Annotated in this window: 21 protein-coding genes and 1 riboswitch; of the genes, 5 read left to right on the forward strand and 16 right to left on the reverse strand. The window is 63.9% G+C overall.

The window, feature by feature from the left end; all coding sequences use genetic code 11:
- The first annotated feature begins 1 nt into the window (after position 1).
- Positions 2-146: riboswitch (FMN riboswitch) on the forward strand.
- Between the two features lie 77 nt (positions 147-223).
- The 3 genes from AC07SZ_RS34755 (at position 224) to dhaL (ending at position 2,453) form a co-directional block, all read left to right on the forward strand.
- Positions 224-697, forward strand: coding sequence for a 6,7-dimethyl-8-ribityllumazine synthase (locus AC07SZ_RS34755; protein WP_172374236.1), 474 nt, complete (start codon positions 224-226; stop codon positions 695-697).
- A 70-nt stretch (positions 698-767) separates the two neighbouring features.
- Positions 768-1,781, forward strand: coding sequence for a dihydroxyacetone kinase subunit DhaK (locus AC07SZ_RS34760; protein WP_494917787.1), 1,014 nt, complete (start codon positions 768-770; stop codon positions 1,779-1,781).
- 15 nt (positions 1,782-1,796) lie between these two features.
- On the forward strand, positions 1,797-2,453 hold the full coding sequence (gene dhaL, locus AC07SZ_RS34765; RefSeq protein WP_056564376.1) for a dihydroxyacetone kinase subunit DhaL: 657 nt from the start codon (positions 1,797-1,799) through the stop codon (positions 2,451-2,453).
- Here the strand turns inward: dhaL and AC07SZ_RS34770 are convergent.
- Positions 2,431-4,356: an autotransporter outer membrane beta-barrel domain-containing protein gene (locus AC07SZ_RS34770; protein ID WP_494917788.1), complete on the reverse strand. Its 1,926-nt coding sequence runs from the start codon at positions 4,354-4,356 to the stop codon at positions 2,431-2,433. The genes dhaL and AC07SZ_RS34770 overlap by 23 nt on opposite strands.
- 249 nt (positions 4,357-4,605) lie before the next feature.
- Between AC07SZ_RS34770 and AC07SZ_RS34775 the strand changes: the two genes are divergently transcribed.
- Positions 4,606-5,340: a FadR/GntR family transcriptional regulator gene (locus tag AC07SZ_RS34775; RefSeq protein WP_494917789.1), complete on the forward strand. Its 735-nt coding sequence runs from the start codon at positions 4,606-4,608 to the stop codon at positions 5,338-5,340.
- 62 nt (positions 5,341-5,402) lie between these two features.
- On the opposite strand, the gene derI is transcribed toward AC07SZ_RS34775, so the two are convergent.
- The 3 genes from derI to AC07SZ_RS34790 are packed head-to-tail and all read right to left on the reverse strand — an operon-like array spanning position 5,403 to position 7,450.
- A complete protein-coding gene (derI, locus tag AC07SZ_RS34780; protein ID WP_056564384.1) occupies positions 5,403-5,846 on the reverse strand; it encodes a D-erythrulose-4-phosphate isomerase in 444 nt (147 codons plus the stop codon).
- 26 nt (positions 5,847-5,872) lie between these two features.
- Positions 5,873-6,631, reverse strand: a complete 759-nt coding sequence (locus AC07SZ_RS34785; RefSeq protein ID WP_494917790.1) for a triose-phosphate isomerase — start codon at positions 6,629-6,631, stop codon at positions 5,873-5,875.
- A gap of 48 nt (positions 6,632-6,679) precedes the next feature.
- Complete coding sequence (locus AC07SZ_RS34790) at positions 6,680-7,450, reverse strand: DeoR/GlpR family DNA-binding transcription regulator (RefSeq protein WP_056564390.1); 771 nt, start codon at positions 7,448-7,450, stop codon at positions 6,680-6,682.
- A 270-nt stretch (positions 7,451-7,720) separates the two neighbouring features.
- On the opposite strand from AC07SZ_RS34790, the gene fba reads away from it, so the two are divergent.
- A complete protein-coding gene (gene fba / locus AC07SZ_RS34795) occupies positions 7,721-8,785 on the forward strand; it encodes a class II fructose-bisphosphate aldolase (protein WP_056564392.1) in 1,065 nt (354 codons plus the stop codon).
- A gap of 64 nt (positions 8,786-8,849) precedes the next feature.
- Here fba and AC07SZ_RS34800 read toward each other — a convergent pair whose 3' ends face one another.
- The 12 genes from AC07SZ_RS34800 to ftsZ all read right to left on the reverse strand — a co-directional run bounded on the left by AC07SZ_RS34800 (position 8,850) and on the right by ftsZ (position 22,955).
- Entirely contained in the window at positions 8,850-9,791 is a 942-nt protein-coding gene (locus tag AC07SZ_RS34800; RefSeq protein WP_494917791.1) for a sugar phosphate isomerase/epimerase family protein, read from the reverse strand.
- Between the two features lie 44 nt (positions 9,792-9,835).
- Positions 9,836-10,924 (reverse strand): class II aldolase, encoded by a 1,089-nt coding sequence (locus tag AC07SZ_RS34805; protein ID WP_081294669.1) that lies wholly within the window; start codon positions 10,922-10,924, stop codon positions 9,836-9,838.
- Positions 10,894-12,411, reverse strand: coding sequence for a glycerol-3-phosphate dehydrogenase (locus AC07SZ_RS34810; protein WP_494917792.1), 1,518 nt, complete (start codon positions 12,409-12,411; stop codon positions 10,894-10,896). The genes AC07SZ_RS34805 and AC07SZ_RS34810 overlap by 31 nt, the downstream gene beginning before the upstream one ends.
- 45 nt (positions 12,412-12,456) lie before the next feature.
- Positions 12,457-13,497, reverse strand: coding sequence for a 2-hydroxyacid dehydrogenase (locus tag AC07SZ_RS34815; RefSeq protein WP_056564402.1), 1,041 nt, complete (start codon positions 13,495-13,497; stop codon positions 12,457-12,459).
- 10 nt (positions 13,498-13,507) lie between these two features.
- A complete protein-coding gene (locus AC07SZ_RS34820; protein WP_494917793.1) occupies positions 13,508-15,061 on the reverse strand; it encodes an FGGY family carbohydrate kinase in 1,554 nt (517 codons plus the stop codon).
- The gene (locus tag AC07SZ_RS34825) at positions 15,061-16,185 is read right to left on the reverse strand and encodes an ABC transporter ATP-binding protein (RefSeq protein ID WP_056564408.1); all 1,125 of its coding nucleotides are present in this window, start codon (positions 16,183-16,185) and stop codon (positions 15,061-15,063) included. Before AC07SZ_RS34825 ends, AC07SZ_RS34820 begins: the two co-directional genes overlap by 1 nt.
- Positions 16,182-17,300 (reverse strand): ABC transporter ATP-binding protein, encoded by a 1,119-nt coding sequence (locus AC07SZ_RS34830; protein ID WP_494917794.1) that lies wholly within the window; start codon positions 17,298-17,300, stop codon positions 16,182-16,184. Before AC07SZ_RS34830 ends, AC07SZ_RS34825 begins: the two co-directional genes overlap by 4 nt.
- Before the next feature lie 2 nt (positions 17,301-17,302).
- On the reverse strand, positions 17,303-18,160 hold the full coding sequence (locus AC07SZ_RS34835) for a carbohydrate ABC transporter permease (RefSeq protein WP_056564414.1): 858 nt from the start codon (positions 18,158-18,160) through the stop codon (positions 17,303-17,305).
- Between the two features lie 9 nt (positions 18,161-18,169).
- Positions 18,170-19,093 (reverse strand): carbohydrate ABC transporter permease, encoded by a 924-nt coding sequence (locus AC07SZ_RS34840; RefSeq protein ID WP_056565674.1) that lies wholly within the window; start codon positions 19,091-19,093, stop codon positions 18,170-18,172.
- 158 nt (positions 19,094-19,251) lie between these two features.
- Positions 19,252-20,697 carry an ABC transporter substrate-binding protein gene (locus AC07SZ_RS34845; RefSeq protein WP_056564417.1) on the reverse strand — a complete coding sequence of 482 codons (1,446 nt, stop codon included), beginning with the start codon at positions 20,695-20,697 and terminating at the stop codon, positions 19,252-19,254.
- Positions 20,698-20,742: 45 nt separating this feature from the next.
- Positions 20,743-21,717 (reverse strand): sugar-binding transcriptional regulator, encoded by a 975-nt coding sequence (locus tag AC07SZ_RS34850; protein WP_494917795.1) that lies wholly within the window; start codon positions 21,715-21,717, stop codon positions 20,743-20,745.
- Between the two features lie 206 nt (positions 21,718-21,923).
- Positions 21,924-22,955, reverse strand: a complete 1,032-nt coding sequence (gene ftsZ, locus AC07SZ_RS34855; protein ID WP_056565678.1) for a cell division protein FtsZ — start codon at positions 22,953-22,955, stop codon at positions 21,924-21,926.
- Between the last annotated feature and the right edge of the window lie 226 nt (positions 22,956-23,181).

The raw sequence follows: 23,181 nt of genomic DNA on the forward strand, positions 1-23,181 counted from the left end.
TTAATGTTCTCAGGGCGGGGTGAAAGTCCCCACCGGCGGTAAGGGTCTCAAACCCAAGCCCGCGAGCGCTTTCCAGTTTGGAAAGGTCAGCAGATCCGGTGTGAATCCGGAGCCGACGGTTAGAGTCCGGATGAAAGAGGACGAAACGGAAGACGGACCGCATCGGCGGGCCGGATTCCGTGTCGTGCGTCCTGATTCTGGTTCGAAACGGAAGGATGGACCCATGAATCAGCATTCCCACAAAGACTATGAAACAACCCGCATCGCCGTCATTCGAGCGCGCTGGCATGCCGATATCGTCGACCAGTGCGTAAGGGCTTTCGAAACGGAACTCGCCGAACTAGGAGGCGACCGCTTCGCCGTCGATGTCTTCGATGTGCCCGGCGCCTACGAAATCCCGCTGCACGCCAAGACCTTGGCTGAGACCGGCCGCTATGCCGCGATCCTCGGCACGGCCTTCGTCGTCAATGGTGGCATCTACCGGCATGAGTTCGTCGCCGGCGCCGTCATCGACGGCATGATGAACGTGCAACTGTCGACCGGTGTGCCGGTGCTTTCTGCGGTGCTGACGCCGCACAATTTTCACGACAGCGCCGAGCATCACCGCTTCTTCTTCGAGCACTTCACGATCAAGGGCAAGGAAGCGGCCAACGCCTGCGTGCAGATTCTCGCCGCCCGGGAAAAGATCGCGGCATGAAATCTTCCCGGCCGGGTGGAAATCGCGATAACACCCGGTAGTATTTGCGAAAATACCGAGTTCGGGGAGGATGCCGGTGCAGACCAAGAAGATCATCAATGACGGCAACCGCGCCGTCGACGAGATGCTCGAAGGGATCCTCGCCGCGCATCCTCGCCACCTCATGAGCGCGGACGGCAGCCCGCGCTCGATCATCGCCCGCGACGGGCCGCGGCCCGGCAAGGTCGGGCTGGTCATCGGCGGCGGCTCCGGCCACGAACCGACCTTTCTAGGCTTTGTCGGCAAGGGACTGGCGGACGCGGCGGCCATCGGAAACGTCTTTGCCTCGCCGCCACCCGATCCGATCCTGGAATGCGCCAAGGCGGTGAGCGGTGGCGCCGGCGTGCTATTCATGTACGGCAACTATGCCGGCGATGTGATGAATTTCGACATGGCGGCCGAGATGGCCGCGATGGACGACATCGAGGTGCGCACGGTGCTGACCACCGATGACGTCGCCTCGGCGCCGCGCGACCAGCGGCAGAAGCGCCGCGGCGTCGCCGGCAATTTCTTTATCTTCAAGGCGGCCGGCGCCGCCTGCGACCTCATGCTCTCCCTGGACGAGGTCGAGCGCATCGCGCGCAAGGCCAACGACCACACCTTCACCATGGGCGTGGCACTGTCACCCTGCTCGCTGCCGCAGACAAGGCGGCCGAATTTCGAGATCGGCGCCGACGAAATGGAGATCGGCATGGGCATCCATGGCGAACCCGGCATCGCTCGCGGCAAGCTTGGGAGCGCCGACGAAATCACCGACGAGATGCTGGACAGGATTTTCGCCGAGATGGCGCCGAAGCGCGGCGACAAGGTCGCGGTGCTGGTCAACTCGCTCGGCTCGACGCCGCTGATGGAACTCTACATCATGAACCGCCGGGTCAAGCAGCGGCTCGACGACATCGGCGTTTCGATCCACGCGACCTGGGTCGGCAACTACTGCACCTCGCTGGAAATGGCCGGCGCCTCGGTGACGCTTTTTTATCTCGACGAGGAGCTGCAGATCATGCTCGACCACCCCTGCGACTGCGCCATGTTCCGTGCCGGCTGACGAAGGAGCGTTCCCGTGACCATCGATGCCGCCGACTTGAAAAGAATGTTCGATACGATCGCGGTGGCGATCGAGGCCGACAGGGACAGGCTCTGCCAGCTTGACGGGGTCATTGGCGACGCCGACCACGGCATTGCCATGGCGCTCGGCTTCAACGCCGTGCGCGATGCGCTGGCGCCACTCGACCTTGCCTCGATCGAGCCGACGGCGCTGCTCAACACGGCGGCGAAATCGTTCCTGAATGCCGTCGGCGCTTCCTCGGGTCCGCTTTATGCAACGGCCTTCATGCGCGCCGCCGCCGCCGCCAAGGGCAAGGCGACGCTGGCGGAGGCGGACTTCATCACCCTGTTCCAGGCAATGGCGCAAGGCATCAAGGATCGCGGCAAGGCGGAACCTGGCGAGAAGACGATGGTCGATGCCTGGCAGCCGGCGGCCGAAGCAGCGGCCGCGGCCAATCTTGCCGGCAAGAACTTGGCTCAGAGCCTCGAAGCGGCCCTTGCCGCCGCCGGGCGCGGCGCGGAAGCAACCAAGGACATGATCGCCGCCAAGGGCCGCTCCTCGCGGCTCGGCGAGCGATCACTCGGGCACGTCGACCCGGGGGCGGCGTCGGCCGTCACCGTGATCGGCGCGATACGCGACAGTGTCGGCCCTATAGCTTCAGATCGAAGCTGACCTTGACGGCATGTCCCTGGGCGCCCTTGGCGATCTGGCCGGAATAGGATGCGCCGAGTTTGGCATTGGACGACAGGAGAACGTCGAACCCGGCTTCGACGGCCAGGGCATCCCTGGCGATCGGCACGCCCGAAATGGTGAAGGATGCTCCGGTGTTGAAGGCCAGATCGGAGGTCGGGCCGACGTTGCCGTAGGCGTGCTGCCAGCCCAGCATGCCGTGCAGGGCGGCCCCGGTCACCCCCGTGTCGAACTGGGTCGAAGCGCGAACGCCAAATGTCGAGAAGGTGTTTTCGGTCGTCGCCTTCTGTGCCGTCAGCGCCGAAGTCGCGCCGCCGGTTTCGGCGAAACCATCGGTGTTCAGATGGACATAGGCGAGGTTGGCGAAGGGTTCGAAGGCATTGTGGCCGATGTCGAACCGGTAGGCCAGTTCGCTGAAAGCTTGCGCCGTCGTGGCATTGTAGTCGGCGGAGACCTGTTCGCTGAAGGCAGGAAAGACCACGCTGCGCCTGGTCTCGATGTCATGCCAGCCATAGATCGCGCCGGCGCGGAAACCGAACTGTCCCAGTTGCGTGCCGGCATAGACGCCGAGATTGTAGTTGTCGCTCGAACCGGATGAAGCCCGGTCGGTGACATCGAACCTCGAATGGCTGTAACCGCCGAGCACGCCAAGCCGCCAGCTTCCAACCGGTGCGTCGGCGCCACCGATGAACCCTGTCGTGTTGCGGCCGAAGGCCGCGGCATCGCCGGAACCGTTCGTATCGCCCGTCATTGCCAGCGCCTGGCTCCAGATCACGATGCCATCGGCATTGGCGGGCGCGGCATGCACGCCGCCGGCATCGATGCTGGCGGTTGTCAGGACCGGTGCGGAGACCGCATCGAAGGCGGAGCGAATTCGGCTGCTGGCGGCATCCCGCGCGAAGCGGCTGTCCTCCACCAGAGCGCCGCTGATGTCGGTGTGGATCTCGCCGGAAAGCGCGTTTCCATAGGGACGCAGATAGCGATAGAAACCGACCGCCTCCACGGTGGGGTCACTCTCCAGCGCTTCCCGATTGAGGATGTACATCGACCAACCGTCCTTCGTCTGGTTGAAGGAAAGCCCTTCGACTTCCTGTTCGCGGCCGATGTTCAGATTGCCCAGATTCTCGACTTCGCCGGTTTTGAGGTTCGCCCGGTAGATGATCTTCTGGTCATTGTCGGTCGAAAAATACATCCAGCCGTCCAGAAGCTTGCCGCCCTGTGCCTGGTCGATGGTGTGCGTCAGCGGGATGTATTCCTTGAAGCTCCAATCCGACAGATTGTAGACCGCTATCTCCGTCGCGTTCTCATAGGCCATGCCGTAGCCGAGGCCGTTCTTGGCATCGACGGCCACCCAGCTGGCAATATCATGGATGCCATGGGGCGGATTGAGCGAAAATGCCTGACCGGTGAAGCTCAGGTCACTCGCGCGATACACCGCGAAAACCGGGTTTTCGTATTTGCCCCCGGTGACTGGGTCGCGCTGGCTCGAGTCCAGCGAAATATAGAGAAGCCCGTCGGCATAATCGATGTCGCCGATGTGGTTCAGCCCGATATCGGAATATTGGGACGGAAGCTTGAGGACATCGGGAATGGCGGGCGAGACAGTCAGGGACGGGTTATAGTTCCTGTCAGTGCGCTCGAGAATATTGGTGCCGGAGAAATACCAGTTCGTGCCGTCCGTCGTCACGCCCTGTTGCTTCGCGGATATCGCGTCGCCGGTGAAGGTCGTCTTCTCGACCATGATCCAGGGTTCGACGGCAAACGCCGGCACCGATGTCATGGCGAGCGCGCTGGACAGAACGATGCAGGAGGCTATGGTTTTCGGAAGACAGGCCGTCCCCTTGAGGGCGGCTTTGCTGGCGTGATCGATCATCTTGGAAGACATTTCTGACGCGTTCCTGTTGGTGTTTGTAATCGACGGCTCGACGCGCACGACATCGACCAACGACGCTGGCAATCGCCGGCGATGGCAAGACACGAGGTTTTGTGGCTCTTCGGGTGCTATCTGCGCTGTGGTTCGTCGATCGCTCTGGTGGAGAGTTCAACGATGTGCTCACTAGGGCGGGGACGTGACAATCATATGAATAATGGGAATAGTATGAAGAATTCAGCCCCTCTCTCTCGGGCGTCCCGGATGACGTCGCGCATGGCCGGCTCGTCGCATTCCGGTCTTCACGGCAGACTGCTCAATGAGATCGGCCTCAGCATCGTGCGTGGCGAACTGATTCCCGGCGACCAGTTGCCGAATGGCGACGATTGGAGCGCCTCCTATGGCGCGAGCCGCACGGGCCTGCGTGAAGTCGTCAAGGTTCTGGCTGGCAAGGGCATGGTGGAAATGCGCCCCCGGACCGGGACCAGGGTGCGCCCGCGCAAGTATTGGAACTTCCTCGATCCCGATGTGCTCTTGTGGCGCTTCGGCTCGAGAACGACAGCAGAGGAGGCACGTTCCCTGTTCGAGCTGCGCCGCGCGATCGAACCGACAGCCGGGGCCTTGGCGGCGCAGCGCGCCAGCCCGGAGCAGATCGCCGATTTGCGGGCAATCCTCGAAGAGATGGAACAGACCGGTGATGACGGCGAACGTTTCGCTGTGCCGGATCTGGCTTTCCACCAGGCGATCCTGCACATGTCAGGCAACGAGTTGATCGGTTCGCTCGCCGCTTTGATCGAGACCGCGCTGGTGATCAGCTTCCGGCTTTCGGACGACAACCCAGCCGGTCAGCGCCATTCGCTCAGCCTGCATCGGCAGATTGTCGAGAATATCGAAAAGCGCGACTCGGTAGCCACCAGCAAGGTGCTGATCGACCTGCTGGACGGAGCGGAAGAGGATGTGCGGCGTTCCCTCGCCGCCAGGCTCGGCAGACAGAAGTAGGCCGGCATCGCAGCATGCACGGCGCGGAACAAGCCCGCCCGGCTATGCCACGGGCCCGCGGCTCATGCAGGCTTCACCGCGTCGAGCCTGTTGATCGCCTCGACATTGCCCGCCGATGGCCCCTTTTCGTCGAACTCGGAGGCAAGCCACGTGTCGACGATCGCCTTGGCCAATTCCGGGCCGATGACGCGGGCGCCCATGGTGATGATCTGGGCGTTGTTGGATTTCACGGCGCGCTCGGCCGAATAAGTATCGTGGGTGAGCGCGGCGCGGATCCCCGGCACCTTGTTGGCAGAGATCGATACGCCGATGCCGGTGCCGCAGAACAGGATGCCGCGATCGTTCTCGCCGTCGATGATGGTCTGGGCGAGTTTTTGCGAGAGGTCGGCATAGTAGCCGGCCTGGCTGAGATCACTGACCGTCAGGCCGGATTTGGTGGCAAGGTGTGCGGCGATGACATCGAGCAGCGGCTTGCCGGCGCTGTCGGCTCCGATGGCTATTCTCATGGTTTCCCTTTCGTGTTTGGATGATTTCAGATCCCCGCCGAAGCGCGGCCGAGGATGTCGATGTAGCCATCCGCCTGCCAGGCGGAGCGGCCGATGAAGAGCCCATCGATATTGGGCTGACCGATCAGCTCGGCGGCATTGCCGGGATTGACGGAGCCGCCATAGAGCACGGGCGGCACGGACGGCAGCAGGCCGCCGGCGACCTTCTTGATCAACCTCTGCTGCTTGTCGGCATAGTCGGAGCCGGCCGGAATGCCCCTGTCGCCGATCGCCCAGACAGGCTCATAGGCGAACAGGATTTTCGCACCCTTCGCCTCGCCCTCGAGGAATTGCAGAGCGCCCTCGACCTGGGCGCTCAACACGGCATCGGCCTTGCCGCCTTCACGCTCGGCCAGCGTCTCGCCGACGCAGATCAGCGGTATCAATCCGTGCTTCACGGCGGCCGCCGTCTTCAGGCCGACAGCATGATCGGTCTCGCCGAAATGCTCGCGCCGTTCGCTGTGGCCGAGCTCGACCAGATCGAGTCCGCAATCCCTCAGCATCAGCGGCGAGATCTCGCCGGTCCAGGCCCCGGCATCGGCCCAATGCATGTTCTGAGCGCCGACCTTGACGCGCGTCGCCGACAGTGCTTGCTTGACCTCGCGCACCGCCGTGAAAGGCGGGATGACGAAAGGCTGGATGCGGTCATCGAAGCCTGGGATGAAACCGGTCAGGCGCTCAGCGAAAGCCATCGCCTCGGCGAGCGTCTTGTTCATCTTCCAGCTTGTGCCGACCCAGTAAACCACGCGTACTGCTCCTTGCTTTTGTCCAGCGATCAGTTGACGCCTTCGGGATCATGATCCCTTGTCGATCACCGTCAGCGACACGCCGGCGGCATCCAGCGCGGCACGCATCGCCGGCTCGGGCGCGCGGCCGGTGAAGACCGCGTCGAACGCGCTGAGATCGGTGAGGAAGTGCAGCGCCGTGCGGCCGAACTTGCCGTGATCGACCAGCAGATATTTGCGGGTCGCCGCCGCCATCATCAGCCGCTTGGCCTGCACCACTTCCTGGTCCTGGTGGAAGGCGGAAGCGCCGTGAATGGCGGAGGAGGACAGGAAGGCGACGTCGGCACGCAGCGATTTGAGCGACGCCTCGGCCAGCAGGCCGAAGAAGCCGTGGAACTTCTTGCTGTACTGGCCGCCGAGCGCGATGAGGCTGATGCCGCCCGCGCCTGCCAGATCCTGGATGACGGCCAGATTGTTGGTGATCACGGTCAGCGGCCGCAGATCGGCGAGATGCCGCGCAATGCCGCCAGCCGTCGAGCCATCGTCGATGATCACGGTCTGGCCGGGCTCGATCATGCCCACGGCGGCAGCCGCAAGGCGCTGCTTTTCCTCGGTCGCCTGCTTCTGGCGGTAGCGGAAATCGCTTTCGAACAAACCGCTCGGCTGGATCGAGGCGCCGCCGCGCACCTTGCGCAAGAAGCCGCTTTCCTCAAGCTCGTCGAGGTCGCGGTGCACGGTCATCTTGGAGACGCCAAAGAGCAAAGCCAAGTCGTCGACGCCGGCCTGACCGGCGTCCATCAGAAACTCCATGATCCCTTGACGCCTGATATCGCTCTTCATTGCCGCTGACCGCCAACGCCGAAGCGTGGCTCCCTGATCGAACTCAAATGATAACACCTATCGTCGCAAAAGTGACAGACATTTTGTGATAATGGGACAACTTCTTGGGATATTTCGCTGCCCTGATCGCGGCGCTGTAACAAGAATTGCGGCCGGGACGGTCCGTCACGGTTGCGGTTGCGCCGAAATCCGGCCAGAAGCATCGGGGGCTGGACGATGCGCGGACAGTCCGCAACCACAGGTTCGAAACCAGATACGGGAGACTATTCGTTGGCTCGCATCACACTGAGACAATTGCTCGATCACGCCGCCGAATACGGCTATGGCGTGCCGGCCTTCAACATGAACAACATGGAACAGGGCCTCGCCATCATGGAGGCGGCGGAAGAGACCAAATCGCCTGTCATCCTGCAGGCAAGCCGCGGTGCGCGCGCCTATGCCAATGACGTGGTGCTGGCCAAGCTGATCGACGCGCTGGTCGAGATCCACCCCGACATCCCGGTCTGCATGCATCTCGACCATGGCAATAACGAAGCCACCTGCGTCACCGCGATCCAGTACGGCTTCACCTCGGTGATGATGGACGGCTCACTCAAAGAGGACGGCAAGTCGCCGGCCGACTACGCCTATAATTCGGGCATCACCAAGCGCGTCGTCGACATGGCGCATTGGGGCGGCGTCTCTGTCGAAGGCGAGATCGGCGTGCTGGGCTCACTGGAGAGCGGCGGCGGCGAGCAGGAGGACGGCCACGGCGTCGAAGGCGCGATCAGCCACGACCAGCTTTTGACCGATCCCGAGCAGGCTGTACAGTTCGTCAAGGACACTCATGTCGATGCGCTGGCGGTGGCCATGGGCACCAGCCACGGCGCCTACAAATTCTCGCGCAAGCCGGATGGCGCGGTGCTGGCGATGAACGTCATCGAGGAGATCCACCGCCGCCTGCCCAACATGCATCTGGTCATGCACGGCTCGTCCTCCGTGCCGGAGGAGTTGCAGGAGATCATCAACAAATATGGCGGCCAGATGAAGCCGACCTGGGGCGTGCCGGTGGAAGAAATCCAGCGCGGCATCAAGCACGGCGTGCGCAAGATCAACATCGACACCGACAACCGGATGGCGCTGACCGGCGCGATCCGCAAGGTGCTGACGGAAAACCCGAGCGAGTTCGACCCGCGCAAATATCTGACGCCGGCGATGGCGGCGATGCGCAAGCTCTGCAAGGAGCGCTTCGAGCAGTTCGGCACCGCCGGCAACGCGCCGAAGATCAAGCCGCTGCCGGTCTCGGAGATGGCCAAGCGCTACAAATCGGGCAGCCTCGACCCGAAATTCGGCTGAGTCCCACCGACCGAAAACCTGGCTTCATCTTCGGGCAGGAGCCACACAGGCTCCTGCCCGATCTCTATTCGGCCCTTGGCAAAAGGCTGGGCCTGCCTGTCTCGATGAACGGCGCCCAATAGTCGACGGACTCGCGGATCATGGCCACCACCTGGTGGTCGACCGGCTCACGCTCACGGAACGACAGTTCGAGGCAGATCTCGTTGTCGGTGCCGCCGCCACGCCGCACCGTCTCCAGCAGCTTTTCCGGCGTGATGCGGCCGTCTCTGTTGTAGGCTGATGTGAAGGGCCAATGGCCGCCCTTGTTCATCGACGACTGCTTGATGTGGATGATCGGCGACTTCCTGGGAAAGGCCCCGGCCCAGGCATAGGGGTCGATGTCGGCCGGATTGCTTGATGTGACGTCGCCGTGGTCGATGTCGACCATCATCTCGAGCGGAATGGCCATGCCCGCGGCGTCGATCGCGTCTTGCAACAGCCGGCAGTTCTCGATGGTGTGCCCGAACTCCCGCCCGACCGACATCGGCTCCCAGAACAGGTAGCTCAGGCCGGCCGCGCGGGCATGCTGGGCGACCTCGCGCCAGCAGTCCAGCGCGATGTCGAACAGCTGGGCGCGGCGTTCGGGATCGTCAAAGTCGCGATGGGTGAAGATGGCGAATTGCGTGCCCATGCCGCTGGCGCCAAGCTCGGCCGAGATGTCGGCGAAGGTCTTGAACCAGTCGACATAGTAGCGGCGCACATCCGCGTCGGGGTGGCCGAAATGATTGAGCCGGCCGTAAGGGCCGGTCATGCCGGAGGTGACATGCACGCCGGTGCGGGAGAGTGCGCCGCGAAACAGGCGGACGAATTTGACGATCGTCGCCGCGGGCCAACCCGGATTGACGAATTCATGCGTGAGTTGCACGTCCCGGATGCCAATGTCGTAGGCGATGGTGTCGATCAGGTCAGCCGGATCGGCAAAACGGTTCACCAGCGGATTGGTGTTGAGGGAGAGCGTGAAGGCCAAGGCGCGCTCCCTCTTTCAGCGTTGGCTGGTGGCGAACAGTGCCGTCATTGCAACGTCGCCCCCTCGCGGTTGAGTTGCTGGCGGTATTTTTCGGCGTCCCAGTTCAACAGTTCGGCATTCTCCTTAGGACTGAGATAATTGACGCGCGCCGCGCCATCGACGCGGGCGACGACGTCGGCCAGACAACGCGCCATCGCCTCGGCGCCGGCATTGGCGTCCCGGCGCATCAGCACGCCCTTGCCGGGAAACAGGAGGGACGTCGGCGCGGCTGCGGTGCGGGCGACGATCGCCGCCGCGTTCTCTCCGGGACCGGCGATCACCGAGCCGACGCCAAGGAAGATGACATGATCCGGGTAGAGGCTGCCGGAAGCCGCGATGCGGCAACTGGCGAGGTCGGTCGCGACGTCATGCGCGGCGGCCGACGCCGGCAGCCGGTAGTCGCTGCCGGCGGCGAGCCTCAGCAAAGCGTCGAGATCGGGGGCTGGGGCCGGCCGCGGCGGCCTCGCGAGCAGCCCGGTCACCCGTTGTAGAAGCAAGGCCGCTTCGGCGACCGTGTCGGCGGCGACCACCAGCCCATGATTGCCAAGCACGAGCACGTTGGTCGCAGGCTTCAGCCGCTCGGCGATCCCTTGCGCCAGCGGCAAGCCGGGCCTGCGATAGGGCACGAAGGCCCAATCGAGGCCGCGCAGGCGTTCCTCCAGCAGGGCTTCGGCATTGGCCTGCACGGCGATCGAGATCGTCTCGACGCAATGGACGTGGACGACGATCTTCTGCGGCAGCAGAGCATGTACCGTCGTCTCGATGGAGGGCCGCAGCTGGCGAGGATTGAGGTCCGCCAGCGTGAACTGACCGGCAGTCTCGGCCGCCGGGCTGCGCTGCGCCACGGCGTCCAGCAGTGGCGCCAGCGCGACCGGCACCATGATCTCATCGTCGCGCGCGTTCTTCAGCCAGGTGCCCGAGGCTTTGATCCACAGCACGCCGGCCTGCTTGATGGAGGTGTTGCCGCCGGCGCCCTGGACCAGCAGCGGATCGGCGCCGATACTGGCCGACAAGGAGCGCAGCATGCGGAATTCACTGGTTCCAGTATTGACGAGCCCCCCCATCAGCCTGCCTTCGCCAGCCGGTTCGCGCACCAGTGCTCGAAAGTCGTCCTCTCCTCGGCGGACAGATGCAGGCCATGCTTGGTGCGCCGCTGCAGGATATCGGCCGACGTCAAAGCCCACTCCCGGTCGAAGAGATAATTGGCCTCGCGCTCAAAGAAGTCCTTGCCGAAGCAGCGTCCGAGTTCATCTATCGAACGGGCCGCGCCAACCAAAGCTCGTGTCCTGGTGCCGTAGAGCCGACCATAATGCTTGAGCAGCGATGCCGGTATCCAAGGATACTCGTGTCCGAGGTCGCCAAGAAACTGTTCGAAATCGGCATTGGCGATGTCACCGCCGGGCAGATGCGCCTTCGCGGTCCACGGCTTGCCCATTTTGGGGAAGAACGGGGCGATCCTGTCCAGCGCATGCTCGGCCAGTTTGCGGAAGGTGGTGATCTTGCCGCCGAAGACAGAGAGCAGCGGCGCCTGCCCGTCCGGTGCGTCGAGCTCGAAAATGTAATCGCGGGTGACGGCGCTGGGGTTGTCGGCATTGTCGTCGTAGAGCGGCCTGACGCCGGAGAACGAATAGACGACATCGCCGCGCGCAAGTCCGCGCTTGAAATAGCGGTTGACCACCCTGATCAGGTAGTCGATCTCGCTCCCGTCCGCCGCCACATCCTCAGGCCGTCCATCATAGGGAATGTCGGTGGTGCCGATCAGGGCGAGATCGTTCTGATAGGGGTTGATGAAGATCACACGCTTGTCGCTGTTCTGGATGAGATAGGCCTGACGCCCCTCCCAGAATTTCGGCACGACGATGTGGCTGCCCTTGACCAGGCGGACATTGCGCCTGGAGTTCTGGCCGGCAACGCGGTTGACGATGTCGTTGACCCAGGGGCCGGCGGCATTGATCAGCGCGCGGGCCCGAACCATCGTCCTGATGCCCGTCCTGCCGTCCTGCATCTCGACAACCCACAGGCCGTTCTCCCGGCGGGCGGCGGTGCAGGCGGTGCGGGTGAAAACCCTGGCGCCGCGCTCGGCGGCGTCGAGCGCGTTGATGACGACGAGGCGGGCGTCGTCGACCCAGCAATCGGAATATTCGAAGCCGCGCCGGAAGGCGTCCTTGATCGGCGCGCCCTCGGGCGCGGTGCGCAGGTTGAGCGTGCGCGTCGCCGGCAGCCGCTTGCGGCCGCCGAGATGGTCGTAGAGGAACAGGCCGAGCCGCACCAGCCAGGCTGGCCGGTCGTCCGGGCTGTGCGGCAGCACGAAGCGCATCGGCCAGATGATGTGCGGTGCCGATTCCAGGAGCACCTCGCGCTCGATCAGCGCTTCGCGCACCAGGCGGAATTCGTAATATTCGAGATAGCGCAGGCCGCCATGGACGAGCTTGCCCGAGCGGGAGCTGGTGCCTTCGGCGAGATCGTCCTTCTCGCACAGGATGACGGAAAGGCCGCGGCCGGCGGCATCGCGCGCAATGCCGGCGCCGTTGACGCCGCCGCCGATGACGAAGAGGTCGACGATTTCAGCGCCACCGCTCATGTCGCCATGGCCTCGATGCCGATTTGATGCGTCATGGCCATTGCCTCAGCATGGATTGACCGGAGGCAGGCCGGCGAGGTAGCGGCGCACCTCTTCGGCGGCCTGTTCGGCGGCATAGGTGACGGTGCGCACCGAAGCGCCGGCAATGTGCGGCGTCAGCGTTACATTGGGGAGCTGCAGCAACGGCCAGTCGGCAGGCACCGGCTCGACCGCGAACGTCTCCAGCATGGCGCTGGCGATCTGGCCTGAAACAAGCGCCTCGTAGAGGGCGTCATAGTCGACCAGCGGCCCACGCGCGGTGTTGATGAAGATCACTCCCGGCTTCATCCGCGCGATAGTGTCCGTGCCGATCATGCCGCGCGTCTCCTCGGTCACCCGGGGATGTAGCGTGACGACATCGGAGCGGGACAGCAGATCGTCCAGCGCGACGAGTTCGACGCCGGCATTGCGGTCGTCGACACTCAATTGAACATAAGGGTCGCAAACGAGGACACGGCAACCGAAGGCGCGCAAAAGGCGGACGACCTTGGTGCCGATATTGCCGTAGCCGATGACACCGACGGTCATTTCGTTGAGTTCGCGACCGGTGCGGTCAGCGCGGTAGAGATCGCCGCGCCATTCGCCCTTGCGCAAGGCCTCGTGGCCGACCCGGATCAGCCGCGTCTCGGCCAGGATGGCGCCGATGGTGAACTCGGCCACCGCGGTCGCGTTGCGGCCAGGCACATTGACCACGGTGATGCCGTGCGCCTTGGCCGCGGCCATGTCGATGTTGATCGGGCCACCGCGCGAAACCGCGACCAGCTTGAGACCCGGCAGGCGCCGCATCATGCCGTCCGACAGGGGCGCCAACTGGGTGACAAGGATTTCGGCATCGCCGATGAAATCGACGACCTCGTCGGGGTGGCCGAAATACTCCTTGATCTTGTCGAGGCCGAGCGCCGGATCGCCGAACTCCATCGGCTCGTCGGGCCAGGCCGTCTGCAATGTCCTGATATCGAGGTCGCCGCTCGCGACCTTCTCGATTTTGGCGCGAAAAACCTCCGGAAGCATGAAGTTGTCGCCGATGATCGCTATTCTCTTACGCATACTCGATTTCTCAACTTGCCTGCACTGAAGCCATCGCGCGCCAGACCGGCCGCAATGCCTGGTGCGCCAACATGTAGGATGGGGTCATCTTGTCGTAGATCGCGGCGAGGTTCCGGTCGCTCGGCTCGGCCTCGCCAAGCAGCGGCGTCACCCATTCGCCAACGCATTCGTCCATGGACGGGTAGAGACCGACACGGACAGCGGCGATCATCGCCGCGCCAGCCGCTCCTGCCTCCTCGCGCGCGCTGGTGCGGATGTCCGCCCCGACCGCCGCACCCAGGATCTTGCGCAGTGCCGGGCTCCTGGCCGCGCCGCCTGTCAGCCGGACTTCGCGCGGCAACGGCCCCATGGCGGCGTAGCAGTCACGCGCCGCGAAGGCCAAGCCCTCGAAGACGGCGCGGACGAGGTCGGCATAGCCGTGCCGTGAGGAGATGCCGACGAAGCCCGCCCGCGCATTGGCATCGACGAACGGCCCCCGCTCCCCCGCCTCCGACACATAAGGCTGATAGAGCAGCGAGGCGGGCTGCGAGGCCGCTATCCAGGCATCGACCAGCGCGATCATCTCGCCATTGCTTCGCGAAATGCCTTGGGAGGCGAGGATGCCGGAGGCAAGGCCAAGCACCCAGTCGATGTTGAGCGTCGCCGCCATGTTCGACTGCATCTGCGCGAACACGCCGGGCGCCGGCATCGCCATGGTGTAGCCCGTCGCCGCGTCGTTCAGCTGTACATCGTCGGGTGTCTCGGCCAACCGCATATGCATGCCGGTCGAGCCGATGATCGAGCAGCCGGGCTTGCGCTCGCGGTCGAGCAGGCCGGCACCAAGCGCGGTGCAGACGACGTCGACATAGCCGAGCACCACCGGCGTACCGGCCAGCATGCCGGTGGCGCCGGCCGCCGCCTGCGACAGCCCGGTGCCGTGCCTGGTGCCGTCGACGATCGGCGGCAGCAGATGCCTGAGATCGGCGACGCCGAGCACGTCGAGCACATCGTCGCAATAGTCGCGAGTATGGAAATCGCCGAAGGTGAAGGTTCCCTCGGAGGGATCGGTGGCGCGTTCGCCGGTCAGCTTGAAATAGAGCCAGTCCTTGCAGTGGAAGGCGGTCGCCGCCTTGCCGAGCATTTCAGGCATGGTGCGCTTCATGAAGACGAACTGCGAACCTTGCTGGCAGGCGGCAAGCCCGCTGCCGGTCTTTTCGAAGCGAAGCCGGTCCTCGGGACGCGCACGGATCTCCTCGACGATGGCCGCGGCGCGCGCGTCGAGCCAGAGCCAGCCCTTGGCCACCGGCTCGCCCTTGGCATCGATCAGCCAGGTGCCATCGCCTTGCCCGGTCACCGCGATCGCCACCGTCCGGCTGGCGAGATCGGGCACCTTGTCGGCGAGCTGGCGCAATGTCGTGGCGGCATCGCTCCATGTGCGCGCCAAATCCTGTTCGGCGCCGCCGCCCGGCAGCGTTTCATAGTGGTTGGGCAGTGCCGCGGCTGCAATCTGCCTGCCCGCCGTGTCGAAAGCGATGGATTTGATGACGGAGGTGCCGGCATCGATGCCGATCAGTATGTCGCGCATCACGCAAGCTCCATGCCGTGCGAAATCGCTTTGCCACTGGCCTGGTCGAAGACATGCAGGTTCTTCGGATCGATGCTGACATTGATCGGCGCGCCAAGATCCAGGCGGGTGCGATCATGCTCGACCAGCACCAGCGAGCCGCCGGCGAAGTCGGCGGCTATGTGCGTCTGGTCACCGAGCCATTGGTTGGCCGAAACCCTGGCGGGAACACCTTCCTTCGAGCGCCGGACCGCATAAGGCCTGATGCCGATGACAACCCGCTCGCGGCTGAGCAGTTGATCGCGAACCGGCGCGCTGAAGGCGTCCTTGTCGTAGTCGAGCGAAAGGCCGTCGGGCAGCCTGAGATTGATGCGACCGGCGGCTGTCGCGACATAGGCCTCGAAGACGTTCATCGGCGGCTCGCCGACGAACGTGCCGGTGAACAGGTTGGCCGGGCGCTCCTTGATCCTGTCCGGCGTGTCGAACTGCTGCAGCACGCCACCCTCCATCACCGCGATGCGATCGGCCAGCGCGTTGGCCTCGGTCTGGTCGTGAGTGACCAGGATCGCGGTCAGGCCGCGCTCCTTGATGAAGTGCTTGATGCGGCCGCGCAGCACGGCGCGCAGCTGCGGTTCGAGCTGTCCCATCGGCTCGTCCAGCAGATGCAGATCGGCCTCGCGGATCAGCGCCCGGCCGAGGCTGGCGCGCTGCTGCTGACCGCCGGAGATCGAGCTTGGATAGCGCTCCAGTATGTCCTCGATCTCGAGCAATTTGGCGATGCTGGCGACCTTGGCGTCGACCTCGCTCTTCGGCAGCCTTGCCGCCTTGAGCGCGAAGGCCATGTTTTCGCGCACGGTCAGCGGCGGGTAGAGCGAATAGCCTTCGAAAGCCATCGCCACATTGCGCTTGACCGGCGGCAAGGTGTGCACCTGTCGGCCGCCAACAGCGATCGCGCCGCGCGAGACCTCTTCGAAGCCGGCGATCATGCGCAGCGTGGACGTCTTGCCGCAGCCGGACGAACCGAGCAGCGCCACGATCTCGCCCTTGGCGATTTCCATGGTCAGGTTCTTGACCGCGTGGACGCCCCGGTCGATCGGGCCATAGAACTTGTCGACGCCCGAAATGGCGAGTGCGCTCTGGCTCATGCCGCTTCTCCATTGCGCAAAGCGACAACGTTCTTCGAGCCGATACGCTCGCCGCTGGCGTGATCGAACAGCAAGGCGCTCTTGCCGTCGACGGCGATATGAGCCTTGCCTTCGCTGCGGCCGGGCGTTCCGGCCGGGCGTGAAACCAGGATCTCGCGGCCGCGCACGGTGCGCACCAGCGTGACGATCTTTTCGTTGAGCGGCGTCTCGGCCTCGACCGTCACGGGGATGGCGCCCGGGATGCCTTCCTCGACGAAGCTCAGCGCTTCGGGCCGCAGGCCGATCACGCAGTCGCGGCCGACCGCCGTCTCATAGGCGCCGGCCAGATGGACCTGGACATTGGACAGGCCGACATAAATCCCCCTGGTATCCCGCGCGGGCTTGACGTCGAGCAGGTTGATGGTGGGGTCGCCGAACAGCCGAGCGATCTCGATATTGGCCGGCTCTCGATAGATCTGCTCAGGCGTGCCGAGTTGCCTGATGACGCCTTGGGACATGACGGCGATACGGTCACCAAGCGCCATGGCTTCCTTGTAGTCCTGGGTGACGTAGACGACGGTGGCGCCGCGATCGGCAAGCAGGCGCGGCAGTTCCAGCCGCATCTCGAAGCGCAGCTTGGCGTCGACATTGCGCAAGGGATCGTCGAGCAGGAGAAGCGGCGGCGAGCCGACAAGCGCGCGGGCAAGTGCCGTACGCTGCTTCTGGCCGTTGGAGAGCGCGCGCGGCTTGTGGGAGAGCACATGGGCGATCTTCAACAGCTTGGCGACGCTTTCGACGCCGGCCTTGATCGCGCTTGGTGACGACCGCTTGGCCTCCAAGGGCGTCGCGATGTTGTCGAATGCGCTCATATGCGGAAACAGCGCGAAATTCTGGAAAGCCATGCCGACGCCACGGAATTCCGCGTCGACATCGGTCATGTCGTCGCCGCCGATGAAGATCTTGCCTTCATCGGGGTCGATGACCCCGGCGACCAGCCGCAGCAGCACCGTCTTGCCGGCGCCAGAGGGTCCGAACAGCACAAGGGTTTCGCCATCGGCGACGGTCAACGACAGATTGTCGAGGACGGTCTGGCTCTTGTAGCGCTTGACGATGTTTCTGAGTTCGAGGCTGGCCATGTCTATCCTTTCACCGCGCCGAGCGAGAGGCCTTCGACCAGATAGCGCTGCGCATAGAGGGCGAGCGCCAGTGTCGGCGTGATCGAGAGCACGATGGCCGCCGAGATCTGGCCGTACTGGATGCCCGAGGAGGTGATGAAGGCGAGCGCGCCGACCGTCACGGGCTGCTTGTCGGCCGAAGCCAACACCAGCGCGAAGACGAAATTGTTCCAGGCGAAGATGAAGGCGAGCAGGCCGGCGGCGGCGATGCCGGGACCGGCGAGCGGCAGCGCGATCTTGCGGAAGGTGGCGAACCAGGAATGGCCGCCGATGCGGTAGGCATATTCGATGTCGGCCGGGATATCCTCGAAATAACCGCGCACGATCCACAGGATCAGCGGCAGGCAGATCAGCTGGTAGACCCAGATCAGCCCGATATAGGTGTTGGCGAGCCCGAGCTTCTGGAAATAGAGGGTGAGCGGCAACAGCACCAGAAGCGCCGGCGCGAATTTGAACGACAGCAGCGTGAAGGCGATGTCCTCCGAGCCGCGGAATTTATGGCGCGCGAAGGCGTAGGCCGCCGGCACGCCGAGCAGCAGCGAGACCGCGACCGAGGTCACCGACAGGAACACCGAATTCCAGAGATTGCGCATGAAGGCGATGTCGAGCGTGCCGGCGGCGGTCATCAGCTTGCCGGTGATCAGCGCCGTGTAATTGGCGAGCGTCGGCTCGAAGACAAGCTGCGGGGGGATCCGCAAGATGGTCTCGTTGGTCTGGAACGACATCATGAAGATCCAGACGATCGGGAACATGAAGAAGATCACGACCAGCGTCAGGGCTATGCCACGCAGGATGCGTTCGAGAAGCGAGGTATGTTCCATCCCGGCCTCCTATGCCTGGCCACGGGCGCGTTCGCGCAGCCGCAGCCAGTTCTTGATGAAGATGTTGGAGAGCAAGTAGGTGATCGCCCACAGGATGATCATCAGTGCCGCCGAGCGGCCGACATTGGTCGACTGGAAGAAGTTGAGATAGGCCTCGACCTGGAAGACGGTCAGCGTGTCGCCTGGCCCGCCTTGGGTCATGGCATAGATGATGTCGAACTGCTGGATGGAATCGAGCAGGCGAAACAACGTCGCCGTCAGGATGTAGGGCGTCAGCATCGGTAGCGTGATGCGGAAGAAGACAAAGCTCCTCGGCACGCCATCGAGCGCCGCCGCCTCGAAGGGCTGCGTCGGCAGGCTGCGCAGGCCCGCGAGCAGCAGGATCATGATGAAGGGCGTGTAGACCCAGATGTCGACGAGCACGACGGTGAACAGCGCCGTGGACGGCGACGAGGCCCAGCGGAAATCCTGCAGCCCGATGAGGCTGGCGAGATAGCTCAAGACGCCAAAGCCGGGATTGGTCATAAGCTTCCACATCAATGCCGCAAGCGCGGGCGCCGTCATCAGCGGCATCAGGAGCATGATCGAGATGAAGTTGTTCAGCGTCGAGCGCTTCTGCAGCAGCAGGGCGATGGCAAGGCCGAGAAGCAGTTCCAGCACGACGGTGGTGCCGGCATAGAGCAGCGAGACCTTGAGCGTGTTCCAGAACTTCGGATCGGTGAAGAAGGAGATGTAGTTGTCGCCCCAGTTGAACTGCCGCGCCCAGGGCTGGCTCAGCCGATAGCGCTGGAACGAATAGACGACCGAGGTCAGGAACGGGATCAGTATGCCTATACAGACAAGCAAGGCCGGCAGGCTGAGCACGTAGGGCAGCACCCGCTTGCTGATCCTGAAGCCGGATGGCCCGGTCCTTTGGGTTGTGACGGCGGTCATCCGCTGCTCCGTGATCCCTGTTGCTTCGCCCTGCCGGCCGCCCGAGGGAGCCGGACGGCCGGTGGGCGAGTTGGCGGCAACCTCGCGGTGCCGCATCGCAGTCCTGAAATGGTGGGCAGGACTGGCCTGCCGCAGCAGGCCAGTCTCCGGGGTCCGGCCTAGCCGAGACCGGCTTCCTTGAGCTGGCCGTTGATGCTTTCGGCAAGCTTGTCGAGGCCCTCGTCGACCGGCACTTCCTTGGCCACCATCTTCTGCAGCGTCGCCGCCCATTCGGTGGTGAGGTCGAAGAACAGCGGCTGCGCCGTGAACTTGATCGAGGCACCGGCCGCCGAGGCGTCGAACATCTCGACGTAGCCCGGATAGCTCTTGTTCAGCTTCTCGCGGAACATTTCGTCCTTCCAGACCGACTGGCGGACCGGATCGACGAAATCCATTTTGGTGGCGCCGAACAGTCCGTGCTCAGGACCGGAGGCCCATTGCAGGAAGTACCAGGTCGCGTCCTTGTCCTTCGAGAAGTTGGACATCGCCAGCGACCAGATCCAGATGTTGGGCGTCGAGGCCTTGGCCTCAGGATTGGCGGTGAAGGCGGCATAGGCAAGCTTGCCGGCCATCTTGTTGTCGCCGCCATTCATGAAGTAGCCGAGGCAGTCGGCGTCGAAGATCATCGCCGAGGCGCCGGCGCCGAGGTCCGTGCCGACCTGGTACCAGGTGTAGGTCGACCAGTCCTTGGGGCCGCTCTCCTGGATCATCTTCACCCATTTGGCGTGGAAGGCCTTGGAGCCGGCCGTGTTCATCGCGGCCGCGAGCTTGCCATCTGCGGAAACAGTCAGGTCCTTCTCGTTGAAATTCGAGTAAGCCGACAGGAAGCCCGGATGGATCGTCGCCCAGGAACGCGAGCCACGAACGCCTATGCCGTAGACCCCGCCGCCAATGTCCTTCTGCAGCTTGGCAGCGGTGGTGATCATCTCATCCAGATTGCCGGGAACGCCGACGCCGGCCTTGTCGAACATGCCCTTGTTGTAGGTGATGTTGTTCTGTTCGAAAGCCCACGGAATGCACCACTGCTTGGCGTCTTCGGAGCCCAGCGCACCGCCCGGCTTGCCGTTCCAGGCGCAGGACGACTTCACGCCCGGCAGGATATCGTCCCAAGCATAGTTCGGGTTGGTCTTGGCCGGGTCCTTGATCCATTCGTTGAGGTCGGTGATCCAGCCTGCCGGACCATAGGTCCAGGTCATGTAGGCACCGGTCATGAAGGCATCGTATTCGGGCGAGCTTGCCGAAAGCGCCGCCGTGACCTTGTCGAAATAGACGTCTTCCGGGAACACGTCGTAGACGACATTCATGCCGGTCAGTTTCTTGAAGTTCTCGAGGTCGGCGATCATCGCATCGGCATAGGGATGCTTGTTGAGCAGGAGCTTGATGGTCTTGCCCTTATGCGCCTGCCAGTCGAAATCGGCGGCGAGTGCGCGGGTCTGCCCCAGATTGAGCAGCGTGCCGGCGGTGCCGGCCGCAAGGCCCATCGCACCCAGGCCCTTGATCAGTCCGCGACGGTCGACCTGTCCACGCAGGAAGGCGTCTATGAGGTCTTTCTCTTTCTCATGCATTTCGTCTTCTCCTCCACAGGGTAGTTTCAACCAAACTGATGCCGGCTACCCGACCGGCGTCTCCTCCACGAGCGATCGCGCCGTCCGCTCGTCTGTTATCAGGCCCCTGAGATAGCGGCCTTCGAGCACCGACTTGATGGCGCGAACCTTGATCTTGCCGCCGGCGACGGCGACGATCCGGCGGCTGGCAATGTCCTCCCGCGTCAGCGCCAGCGCCCGGTTGGAAACGGTGGTAGCCACCGCCTTGCCGGCCTCGTCGAAGAAATGACCGAGCAATTCGCCGACGCCGCCATTGCGGCGGATCTCCTCCATCTCGCCCTTTTCGATCATGCCGGTGGCAACCAGCGATGCCTCGCGCTCGGCGGTGCCGATACCGGCGAACAAGAGGTCGGCGGAGCGCGCGAGATCGAAGACCTCGCTGATGCCCTTCTGCCCGAGCAGCACGGTCCGGTCCTCGGCGGTATTGGCGAACATCGGCACCGGCATCACATAGGCTTCGGCGCCGGTGCGTTCTGCCAGGCGGTGAATGACATCATGCGGGTTGGCCGAGAATTTCCGCGTCAGGCCGCCAAGCAGCGAGACGAAGCGGATCTTGTCGGTCGAGGTGCGCGGCAGATACTCCACGCAGGCGGCCAGCGTGCGGCCATGGCCGACACCGATCAGCGCCTCCTCGCCGCGCTCGATCTCGCGCTTGAGGAACTGCGCGCCGGCAATGCCGAGCGCCTTGAGCGGCAGATCCTCGGGATCGAAATCCGGAACCACCTCGCAATAATCGAGGCCGTAGCGGCGGGACAATTCGTCCTCGAGCTGCACGCATTCGGAGACTTCGCCGTCGATATAGACCTTCACCAGCCCTTCCTGGTTGGCCTTGGTGATGAGGCGATGGGCCTTGAGGCTGGTCAGCCCCAGCCGCTTGGCGACCTCGGACTGGGTAAGGCCGCCGGCATAGTGAAGCCACGCGGCGCGCGTCGCCATGCTGGTTTCGTCGTCGCGCAGGAGGCCGTTGCCAAACCCTACCATTTCCACCCTTTGATATTTTTATCAGTTGTTGCAAAATTTTTCACACGACTCGATCAGAGTCAAGCGCCAGCCTTCCCCCGTCGTGCACGGAGGTTCAAAAGGGCTCCTGGCCGCCCAGGGACACGGAGAGCGCGCGCGAGTGCGCCGCGCCTGCGTTACTTCGCAGGCCGCCTGCCCGGTGGCCGGTCAATTCGAAGGAAAAAGATCTACTGCAAGGTCCTTGCGGCGGACGGCATGGCGCGGTCGTGCGCGACGCCCAGATCCTCCGCGCCGATCGCCCTATCGAGGCCGGTCGCCACGACGGAAACCCTGAACCGGCCTTCCATGCTCTTGTCGAAGATCGCGCCGACGATGATGTCGGCGTCTTCATAGACCTCCTCGCGAATGCGGGTGGCGGCTTCGTCGACCTCGAACAGGGTCATGTCGCGGCCGCCCGATATCGAGACCAGGACGCCCTTGGCACCCTTCATCGATACTTCGTCGAGCAGCGGGTTGGCGATCGCGGCTTCGGCCGCCTTCATCGCCCGGCTTTCGCCCGACGCCTCGCCGGTTCCCATCATGGCGCGGCCCATGCCGCGCATCACCGATTTGACGTCGGCGAAGTCGAGATTGATCAGGCCTTCCTTGACGATGAGATCGGTGATGCAGCTGACGCCGGAATAAAGCACCCGGTCGGCGAAGACGAAGGCATCGGCGAATGTGGTCTTGGCATCGGCGATCCGGAACAGGTTCTGGTTCGGGATGACGATGACCGTGTCGGCGCTTTCGCGCAGTCGCTCGATACCCTCTTCGGCCATCTGCATGCGGCGCCTGCCCTCGAAAGTGAAGGGCTTGGTGACGACCCCCACCGTCAGGATGCCGGCCTTGCGCGCCGCTTGCGCAATGATGGGTGCGGCGCCGGTGCCGGTACCGCCGCCCATGCCGGCGGTGACGAAACACATATGCGTGCCGGCCAGATGGTCCATGATCTCGTCGAGCGATTCCTCGGCCGCGGCGCGGCCGATCTCGGGCAGCGATCCCGCGCCCAGCCCCTCCGTGACGTGCGCGCCAAGCTGGATCAGCCGCGTCGCCTTCGACATGGTCAGCGCCTGGGCATCGGTGTTGGCGGCTATGAATTCGGTTCCCTGAAGCTGCTCCGCGATCATGTTGTTGATGGCGTTGCCGCCGCCGCCACCGACGCCGATAACGGTGATCTTGGGTCTCATCTCGGAGATTTCCGGCTTCTTGAACTCGGCCATGCCTGCTTCTCCTTCGCCAATTGCGCGCTTCACGACCCACCCGCGGATTGCCTGCAAGACATTGCAATCGAGCGGCATGACGCGAATCAGTCCGTTCGGATGGATGCCCCAAAAAGCCAGAGAGAGGCCGGACGTGCAAGTGCGTGGAAGCTCAAGATTTGTGATGAAGGGGCCGACATCGTGCGACCGGCTGTCCGATCCCGGGCGATTGACCCTGATCCGGCCT

It is taken from the genome of Mesorhizobium sp. GW821-FHT07A06 (assembly GCF_059419085.1).

Coding starts and splice junctions, on each gene's coding strand:
- AC07SZ_RS34755 (WP_172374236.1), top strand. CDS start 224: ATGAATCAGCATTCCCACAAAGACTATGAAACAACCCGCATCGCCGTC.
- AC07SZ_RS34760 (WP_494917787.1), top strand. CDS start 768: ATGCCGGTGCAGACCAAGAAGATCATCAATGACGGCAACCGCGCCGTC.
- AC07SZ_RS34770 (WP_494917788.1), bottom strand. CDS start 4,356: ATGTCTTCCAAGATGATCGATCACGCCAGCAAAGCCGCCCTCAAGGGG.
- AC07SZ_RS34775 (WP_494917789.1), top strand. CDS start 4,606: ATGACGTCGCGCATGGCCGGCTCGTCGCATTCCGGTCTTCACGGCAGA.
- derI (WP_056564384.1), bottom strand. CDS start 5,846: ATGAGAATAGCCATCGGAGCCGACAGCGCCGGCAAGCCGCTGCTCGAT.
- AC07SZ_RS34790 (WP_056564390.1), bottom strand. CDS start 7,450: ATGAAGAGCGATATCAGGCGTCAAGGGATCATGGAGTTTCTGATGGAC.
- AC07SZ_RS34810 (WP_494917792.1), bottom strand. CDS start 12,411: ATGAGCGGTGGCGCTGAAATCGTCGACCTCTTCGTCATCGGCGGCGGC.
- AC07SZ_RS34815 (WP_056564402.1), bottom strand. CDS start 13,497: ATGCGTAAGAGAATAGCGATCATCGGCGACAACTTCATGCTTCCGGAG.
- AC07SZ_RS34820 (WP_494917793.1), bottom strand. CDS start 15,061: ATGCGCGACATACTGATCGGCATCGATGCCGGCACCTCCGTCATCAAA.
- AC07SZ_RS34825 (WP_056564408.1), bottom strand. CDS start 16,185: ATGAGCCAGAGCGCACTCGCCATTTCGGGCGTCGACAAGTTCTATGGC.
- AC07SZ_RS34830 (WP_494917794.1), bottom strand. CDS start 17,300: ATGGCCAGCCTCGAACTCAGAAACATCGTCAAGCGCTACAAGAGCCAG.
- AC07SZ_RS34835 (WP_056564414.1), bottom strand. CDS start 18,160: ATGGAACATACCTCGCTTCTCGAACGCATCCTGCGTGGCATAGCCCTG.
- AC07SZ_RS34840 (WP_056565674.1), bottom strand. CDS start 19,093: ATGACCGCCGTCACAACCCAAAGGACCGGGCCATCCGGCTTCAGGATC.
- AC07SZ_RS34845 (WP_056564417.1), bottom strand. CDS start 20,697: ATGCATGAGAAAGAGAAAGACCTCATAGACGCCTTCCTGCGTGGACAG.
- AC07SZ_RS34850 (WP_494917795.1), bottom strand. CDS start 21,717: ATGGTAGGGTTTGGCAACGGCCTCCTGCGCGACGACGAAACCAGCATG.
- ftsZ (WP_056565678.1), bottom strand. CDS start 22,955: ATGGCCGAGTTCAAGAAGCCGGAAATCTCCGAGATGAGACCCAAGATC.